Annotated in this window: 6 protein-coding genes and 2 pseudogenes; 2 read left to right on the top strand and 6 right to left on the bottom strand. The window is 62.7% G+C overall.

The features are described 5' to 3' along the window. Both B7Y89_RS18025 and B7Y89_RS18020 read right to left on the bottom strand, forming a co-directional pair. A pseudogene (locus B7Y89_RS18025) lies at positions 1–311 on the bottom strand (conjugal transfer protein TraD); the annotation flags it as partial. Next, a complete protein-coding gene (locus tag B7Y89_RS18020) occupies positions 301–591 on the bottom strand; it encodes a hypothetical protein (protein ID WP_292940940.1) in 291 nt (96 codons plus the stop codon). The pseudogene B7Y89_RS18025 and the gene B7Y89_RS18020, both read right to left, overlap by 11 nt. Positions 592–1,138: 547 nt before the next feature. Between B7Y89_RS18020 and B7Y89_RS18015 the strand changes: the two genes are divergently transcribed. After that, positions 1,139–1,357: a hypothetical protein gene (locus B7Y89_RS18015; RefSeq protein WP_292940937.1), complete on the top strand. Its 219-nt coding sequence runs from the start codon at positions 1,139–1,141 to the stop codon at positions 1,355–1,357. A gap of 651 nt (positions 1,358–2,008) precedes the next feature. Here the strand turns inward: B7Y89_RS18015 and B7Y89_RS18010 are convergent. From B7Y89_RS18010 to B7Y89_RS18000, 3 genes are all read right to left on the bottom strand, one after another. Further along, a complete protein-coding gene (locus B7Y89_RS18010) occupies positions 2,009–2,194 on the bottom strand; it encodes a hypothetical protein (protein WP_292940934.1) in 186 nt (61 codons plus the stop codon). A 546-nt stretch (positions 2,195–2,740) separates the two neighbouring features. Then, entirely contained in the window at positions 2,741–3,319 is a 579-nt protein-coding gene (locus tag B7Y89_RS18005; protein WP_292940932.1) for a hypothetical protein, read from the bottom strand. 200 nt (positions 3,320–3,519) lie between these two features. After that, the gene (locus B7Y89_RS18000; protein WP_292940930.1) at positions 3,520–4,494 is read right to left on the bottom strand and encodes a DUF2493 domain-containing protein; all 975 of its coding nucleotides are present in this window, start codon (positions 4,492–4,494) and stop codon (positions 3,520–3,522) included. A 457-nt stretch (positions 4,495–4,951) separates the two neighbouring features. Between B7Y89_RS18000 and B7Y89_RS17995 the strand changes: the two are divergent. Further along, a pseudogene (locus tag B7Y89_RS17995) lies at positions 4,952–5,926 on the top strand (IS256 family transposase); the annotation flags it as partial. Positions 5,927–6,508: 582 nt separating this feature from the next. Here the strand turns inward: B7Y89_RS17995 and B7Y89_RS17990 are convergent. Further along, the coding region (locus B7Y89_RS17990) for a hypothetical protein (protein ID WP_292940927.1) at positions 6,509–6,730 on the bottom strand (222 nt) is incomplete at its 5' end.

Genomic DNA, 6,730 nt, shown 5'->3' with positions numbered 1-6,730 from the left:
AGCGTGACGTTGACGCGCTTGTTCGGGTTGAGGTCGACCCAGTTCCAGAGTGCCGAATAGAGCTTCATGCAGACGAGCTGGAATCCATGCTCGTCGAGGCGCAGCGAGAGGATGATGAACCAGGCGGCGAGGAAAGCGAAAAACCACGCGATGAGGGGCAACTTCGCGCCCGAAAACCACATCAGGATCTCATGGGTGAGGAGCTGGCTGCCGCGCGTGAAATTGCCTGAGTTTCGCTGGACCCGGCCGCGCGCGGAATGATGGGTCAGCGGGATGTTTTTCCCGTTCGAGCGGATGTCCTCACGCGCCATGATATTGGACCAGGCGCTTGTCGGTTTCGGCCACAAGCCGATCGCGAAGCTCGGGATATTGCTCGCGGATGATGACGTCCAAAGCGAGCTGCTGGAACTCGCTGATCCGGGCGATGCGCCGGTGGCTGGCGGTTAGCAGATCGGACGAGGAGAGGAAGACGTCGAGAGCCGACCGGATGATATCGGCGACGCTGAGTTTCTGCTCGAGCGCGATGGCACTGAGGCGATCCCATTGGGACCGTTCCAGGCGCACATTATAGTGCCGGTAACTGGTAGCCAAAACCAACCTCCTAGCAGGGAGGCTGGTGGGGACTGAAGAATGGCTCAACTTATAGCGTAGAGAACAAGGCCGGGCAAGTTGATCGTCGAGCGCCTGAGTGCCGTAGTCTCTCGTAGTACGCCAAAACGGCGGATTTCTGCCCTTTCTGCTCTCCACAAAAGCCGTACTACAATGTAGTCTCGCGTTCCTCCGCGATAAGCCGTTGTGTAACAACGGAAACCCTGCACCTTCAGGTGCGTAGGGTGTGCATATCCTCAGAGACCGATTGCCGGGACATGGTCCCGAAGCGCGCTTCAATGCGGGCCTCCGGCCCCATTGGTCAGGCAAGGATCGTCACCCGAATGGGCGGAGACAAGGCTTTGCCTTGGCTCCGTGAGCTTGGTTGCCGGCGTCCGTTCAGGACGGCGGCACCTTAGCGAATAGAGCCGTCATCGGGCGACAAGCCCGATGCGCCCCCGACCCGCTCATCATCTTCTTCCGGCGATCCGCAAACGTCGTTATAGTCACCTTCGTTCAAAGCCCGATTAGCGTTGAACAAGAGGCCCTTATGGCAAAGACACTGGAACAGGAGCGCTTGGCGTTCGAAGAGGATGCACGTCGGCTGGAAGAGCGGCGCAAACGCCTGGAAGAGAAAGAACGCGAGCAGGCGATTGCGACGATCGAGAAATCGGGCCTGTTTAAGCTCGAAACCAGGCGGCTGGCGGCGCTTACCGATCGCATCAAGGCGCTGGGTATCGAGGCCGTCGAGAAGCGACTGGCGGCCTGAACCTGACCTGCCGCGCTTGTCGCGCGGCACGGACATGGGGGGTTCGATGCCCCCCATGTCCTTTTCTCTCCAACAAAAAAAGGGAGAGGCCGCAGCCCCTCCCTGGTGTGCTCAGTATTCGTCGGACATCCGCCCCGGCCTCCTGTCGTCTTGAATGACAGGGGAATGACTGTCGTTGAGGGAGCCGCCGGGTCAGGGACGCCGGCACAGCCGGCGCCGCGTAGCGGCGGTGGGGGTCACGATTTTGTTCGGCGGCCACCGGTGCCGAAGATGAAGCGCCAACGTCTGATCCGCCGAAGAAAATGGTGGGGCCCCGCCGTCCTTGACGCGGCGGCTCCCTCAACGACATGCTCGGAATTCTGTGAGAGATTTTATCCTCTGATGGGAGCGGAACGGCCGATCCAGGTGCCGTTGGGCGACGCTCGAACACGGAAGCGCCAAATGTGGTGGACTGGCTGGCGGCGTTGCCCCCGGTCTGGAACGCCATTCGACAGGTAGAGCAATTCGCCTCCAACCGTATGAAGCCGTCATACAGGCTGATCTGTCGCCGAACTGCGTGCGCAGGACGTCCGGGAATTTCTCCTGGGAGGCGCGATCGCCGGACATGCAGGTCTGCTCGGCTAGTCGGCGGGGAACGTTGCTGCGATCGTCTCAGCCCGGATCTGCGTCGTACACGCCCAGAGCGATGAGGCGGTCGGTGTCGAGGTGCGAGATGATCTCGTAGTCATCGCTCATCCAGTCAAATTCGCCGGCCCTGACGTCGTCTAGCGTGGCCCAGGCCCCATCCGCCCATACGGCGATATCGTCGTCGTGGCGCGTTGCTGCTGTGATCATCATGTCCTCCATTGAAACAAGGCACGCGAGCGGTCAGGCGCGACGGGTCCGGGCACGGACCGACCGCTTGCGGGCGGCCGCTATGCGGGGAGTGGGGGTGCCGATTTCGTCGTCAGCGAGCGTAGCGGAGCTTTCGGCAAAATTGGGGGAACCGCTCATCCTTGCCCCGGGCGCGGCGGGTCTGACAGATTGCGAATGCCGTGGGCGGAGGATGCGTGCTGATTCAGATTATAGGTCGCCAAGCGGGCGGCGTGTGATGGTTGCGGTGGTTGGCCGTCACGCTGGATTCGGCAGGTGGTTCCATCGGCTGCAGCGCGAAGAATAATGCGCGGCGGCTAGCCTATCGCACACAGGATCGCCTCGAAATGCTCGGCGGCTTTCTCGTGAACCGCACTGCTCTCAGGTGTAAGTTTCTCACCGGAGGGCACGCCCTTCCAACGGAGATCGGAAGCCGGTGGGACGATTTCAAGCCTCGCGCCCGGCAGTCAAAAAAAGGGCGCGCCAGCACTGCGGCGCGCCCTCCTTCATCGGCTGGGATCTGGACGGAGGCTATGCCCATTCCAACCGGGAAGTATCGTCGGCGTCCGCGGTCGCGAGCAGCTGGTCGAGGCGGCCGAGATAGACCGCGACGCCGTGCTCTTCGGCGCGCCGGCGCACGGCAGGATTGGCGAGCCGCGCGCGCATCGTGTCGATCGGGATTTCGCCCATGCTGTCGGGACGAAGGCCGAGGCCCTCGAGAAGCGCGTGGGCGTTCGCCGTGGCGAGATCGAGTTCAACGCCGAGGTCCGACGTCATGGCGACCGCCAAGTTGATCGTGCCGGTCTCCTCGATACGGTAGACGCTGACCCGCCGACACCGAAACTGCGCTTCTTCGATCACGGTGATGACGTCGGTCTGGAAGTCGAAGATGCGGGTGACGACGGCAAGCGCGATCGGACAGACCCGCGCTTCGAAATGATAGGACAGGAATTCGTCCTCGGCCGCGTCTGGATCGAGCAGGACGGTGCCGCTGCGCACGCTTTCGTCGCGGAGGAACGTCCGGAAGGCGGCGAGCTGGCGAGCATTGATGGTGGCGACCGGACGAAGTTGATCGTCGGCAGCGGTAGCGATGCGGAACGTGATGGACATCTCGTCCTCCCCTGTTGAACCGCATGTCCCTTCCCCCCTCCCCTCTGTCCGCTTTCGCGGGTCGCTGTGTGCTCGAAAGCGAGCGCGCAGGCGCTCAGTCCCCGGCGGCGCGAAGGGGCTCGATGCCCCTGAGCGCCGCATACCGACACGAAGAAAAAGAGGAGAGGCCCCGGCCGACGCCAGAGCCTCCCCACGAGCATTCACGCCCGCCGTGCGGTGCGCTGGTGCGCGAGGCGGACGATGTGCAGCGGAATGCCCGCCTGCCGCAGCTTCTGCGCGAGGTTCTGCTGAATCCCCGACCCTTCGCAGATGACGGCTTCGACCGGCTTGAGGTTCAGGATGCGATCGTTGCGGACAAAGGCGGCGCGGTTGCCTTGGCTGCGATCCAGGCGGAACTGGATGACCTTCACGCCGCGCGAGGCGGCCCATGCGTGTGCCACGGCATCGCAACCCTTGGCCTGAGCCGTTGTCGCGAGGATCATTTCCGGGATGCGTGCCTTGATACCGTCGAGGCCCTTCCAGAGCAGGTCGGCATCTTCCCACACCTGGCCTCCGGAGAAGGCAACCACCGGACCCTCGGGCGCGAACTGCTCCCGCCGCTCCCGGGCACGCGAGGCCAGATAGTCGCGGGCATCGATCATCGAGGCGTTGAGCGCGCTCGACACCCGGCTTCCCCGGACCGGCGAGAAGGGCTTTCCGGTTTCGATGCGGTACATCTCGGCGGCGTGGTCGCGCATGCATTCCATCGCCTCACGGCACCCCTGCAGCGTCTGGCAGAGCAGCTGCGTCTCCTCCAGTTCGGTCGCGTAGATTTCGGAAGGGTCGTAAGCGCGGGCGAGTTCTCCCAACTTCTTCGCCGCATCGTCCTCCCGACCTTCGATCCGCTTGGCGACGACATGGAAGCTGTTGGCGAACCCCCAGACCAGATCGTTGGCAAAGGGCTCCATGCGCGTATCGCGGAGCACATCGAACATCGTCTGCATCATCATCTCGACCGCGGCCCGCACCTGCTCGGGATCGGGCATGTCAAGCGCTTCGGGCGCTTCGACGATGCTCAGTTTCGCCATCTCGCTATGCTCGATGAACGCACCCTCGTAGGTCTGGGTCAGGTCTTCATTCTCGCGCGCGGCTGCAATGTGGCTGGCGAGGTCGGCGAAGTTCGTGAAGTTCTGCATGATAGCCTCCATGTCGTGATCTCATCCACTCGATGAGGCATCTCATTCGACGTGCGGCGGTCGTGGCAGTCAGGGACGTTAACCGGGAAGCCGGCGCAGCCGGACCCCGGTTAACGCCGCGAAGCGGGGAGTGGGGGAGCCGATTTTCTCGTGGTCCAGAACGGAGCGAAGCGGAGTGGCGGGCCGCGTGAAAATTGGGGGAACCGCTCATCCTTGACGGGCTCGGATCCCCGCACGTCATATCTAGGCATTCAGAGAGAGAGATTTTTTATAGGTACACCTCTCGGCAAGCGCCCCCGCAAGCTAGCGTCCGCGGTCGTGGTGTAATTTCCGGTGTAGGAGCTGGTGTATTTTGGGGTGGGGCATGCCCCACCCCAAAATGCGGCGGCTCTGGTGGCCACCGGGCTCATTGTTATGGTGGAGTTGCGAGACTTCAACCCTGACGAAGGAGTACCCGATGACCGAGAACAGACTACTGATCGAAGAGCTATCTGCGAAGAGCGGCGACGCTGATTTTTTACGGCTGATCGCTGAAAACGTGCTGCAGCTGATCATGGAGGCCGACGTTGACGGCCTGATCGGCGCCGGGCGGCATGAACGCAGCGGCGAGCGCGCCACCTGGCGCAATGGCCATCGCGACCGGACGCTCGACACCAGGCTGGGAACGCTCAACCTCAAGATCCCCAAACTGCGGGCTGGTTCCTACTTCCCCGCCTTTCTCGAGCCCCGGAAGATGGTCGAGAAGGCACTGGTCGCGGTCATCCAGGAGGCATGGATCGGCGGGGTCAGCACCCGGCGCGTGGACGAACTGGTCCAGGCGATGGGCATGACCGGCATCTCCAAGTCGTCGGTCAGCAAGCTGTGCAAGGATATCGATGAGCGCGTCCATGCCTTTCTGAAGCGCCCACTGACCGGGGAATGGCCCTATCTCTGGCTCGACGCCACCTACCTCAAGGTCAGGCAGGGCGGCCGGATCATTTCGGTGGCGGCCATAATAGCCATGGCGGTCAACACCGAAGGGCGCCGCGAAATCGTCGGCCTGCATATCGGTCCGAGCGAGGCCGAGGTCTTCTGGTCTGACTTCCTCAAGGACCTGCTGCGGCGCGGCCTGACCGGCGTGAAGCTGGTAATCTCCGACGCCCATGAAGGCCTGAAAGCCGCAATCACTCGCGTGCTCGGCGCCACCTGGCAGCGCTGCCGCGTCCACTTCATGCGCAACGCGCTGGCTTATGTGCCCAAGGGCCAGCACACCATGGTGGCCGCCGCGATCCGGCAGGCCTTTATCCAACCTGATCAGGACGGCGCCATCCAGACCTGGCGCCATGTGGCCGATCAGCTACGCGCCCGCTGGCCCAAGCTGGGCGCCTGCATGGATGACGCCGAAACCGATGTGCTCGCCTACACCGGCTTCCCCACCCAGCACCGATCGAGGAGGAAATCCAGCCTTTGCACATCACATCAAAGGCCGCCTGACGATGACCCGTGGCCACCGCCGAATTTACACCATCTTGACGGACGCGACCCCCCCGCAAGGTGATCGTCACCCGAAGGGCGTGCGCCGTTGTGGCGCGAAGAAGAAAGGAGAGTTCGAATGAACTGAGCTTATTGGCATAGCTCATGCCTGACCGACTTACCGGTGCTGGTGATGAACCGGCTGAGATTCCGAAAGGAAAACGGGACCATAGCATGTCGGGGTACGGATCGAAGTTGGGCGCCGCAGCCTGACGGTTGACCAGCAGGCAAGGCGCGCATGGTGAAGACTTGATTGTTTGAATCCCAGTTTCCAACGACCACTAGGTAGGTGACGGTGAACGCGGCTGACACACCGTCTCGAGCGGAGCGAGGAGCACGGCCCTGCAAATCGCTGCCAGTCCGCCCGGCGTGGCCCCGGTAAGGGGATTAAGGAAACGAACGGGGCACCTAAACGCGCCGCGACTCCTCACTCGCGCAACTGCGGGATCGCCTAAACAGGACGGCTTGCCGGACCTGCATGGCGACGGAGCCGTCATAGTAGTCAAATGCCCGGTGTAATGGCCGGGACAACCGCCGAGAGGCGGACGGGACAGCGGTATAAGCGGGAGCGATCCTTGTCGAAATCCGCGCGCCCGGGCGAAGGACGGCAGTTCTGTAAACTCGATGGATCAACGGAAAGGAACTGCTGATGCAGACCGCTACTATCCTGAGACGGATCGAGAAGCTTCCGGCCCTGTCGCGGGCGGGCAAGCGGATCAATGGT

It is taken from the genome of Novosphingobium sp. 32-60-15, from assembly GCF_002280675.1.
Classification (GTDB): Bacteria; Pseudomonadota; Alphaproteobacteria; order Sphingomonadales; family Sphingomonadaceae; genus Novosphingobium.
The sequence above is the reverse complement of the archived record's forward strand: the minus strand, read 5'-3'. Positions and strand labels throughout refer to the sequence as shown.

Bases quoted from the DNA above. Each gene is read 5' to 3' on its own strand.
- B7Y89_RS18015 (WP_292940937.1), top strand. From the start codon at position 1,139: ATGGCAAAGACACTGGAACAGGAGCGCTTGGCGTTCGAAGAGGATGCA.
- B7Y89_RS18010 (WP_292940934.1), bottom strand. From the start codon at position 2,194: ATGATGATCACAGCAGCAACGCGCCACGACGACGATATCGCCGTATGG.
- B7Y89_RS18005 (WP_292940932.1), bottom strand. From the start codon at position 3,319: ATGTCCATCACGTTCCGCATCGCTACCGCTGCCGACGATCAACTTCGT.
- B7Y89_RS18000 (WP_292940930.1), bottom strand. From the start codon at position 4,494: ATGCAGAACTTCACGAACTTCGCCGACCTCGCCAGCCACATTGCAGCC.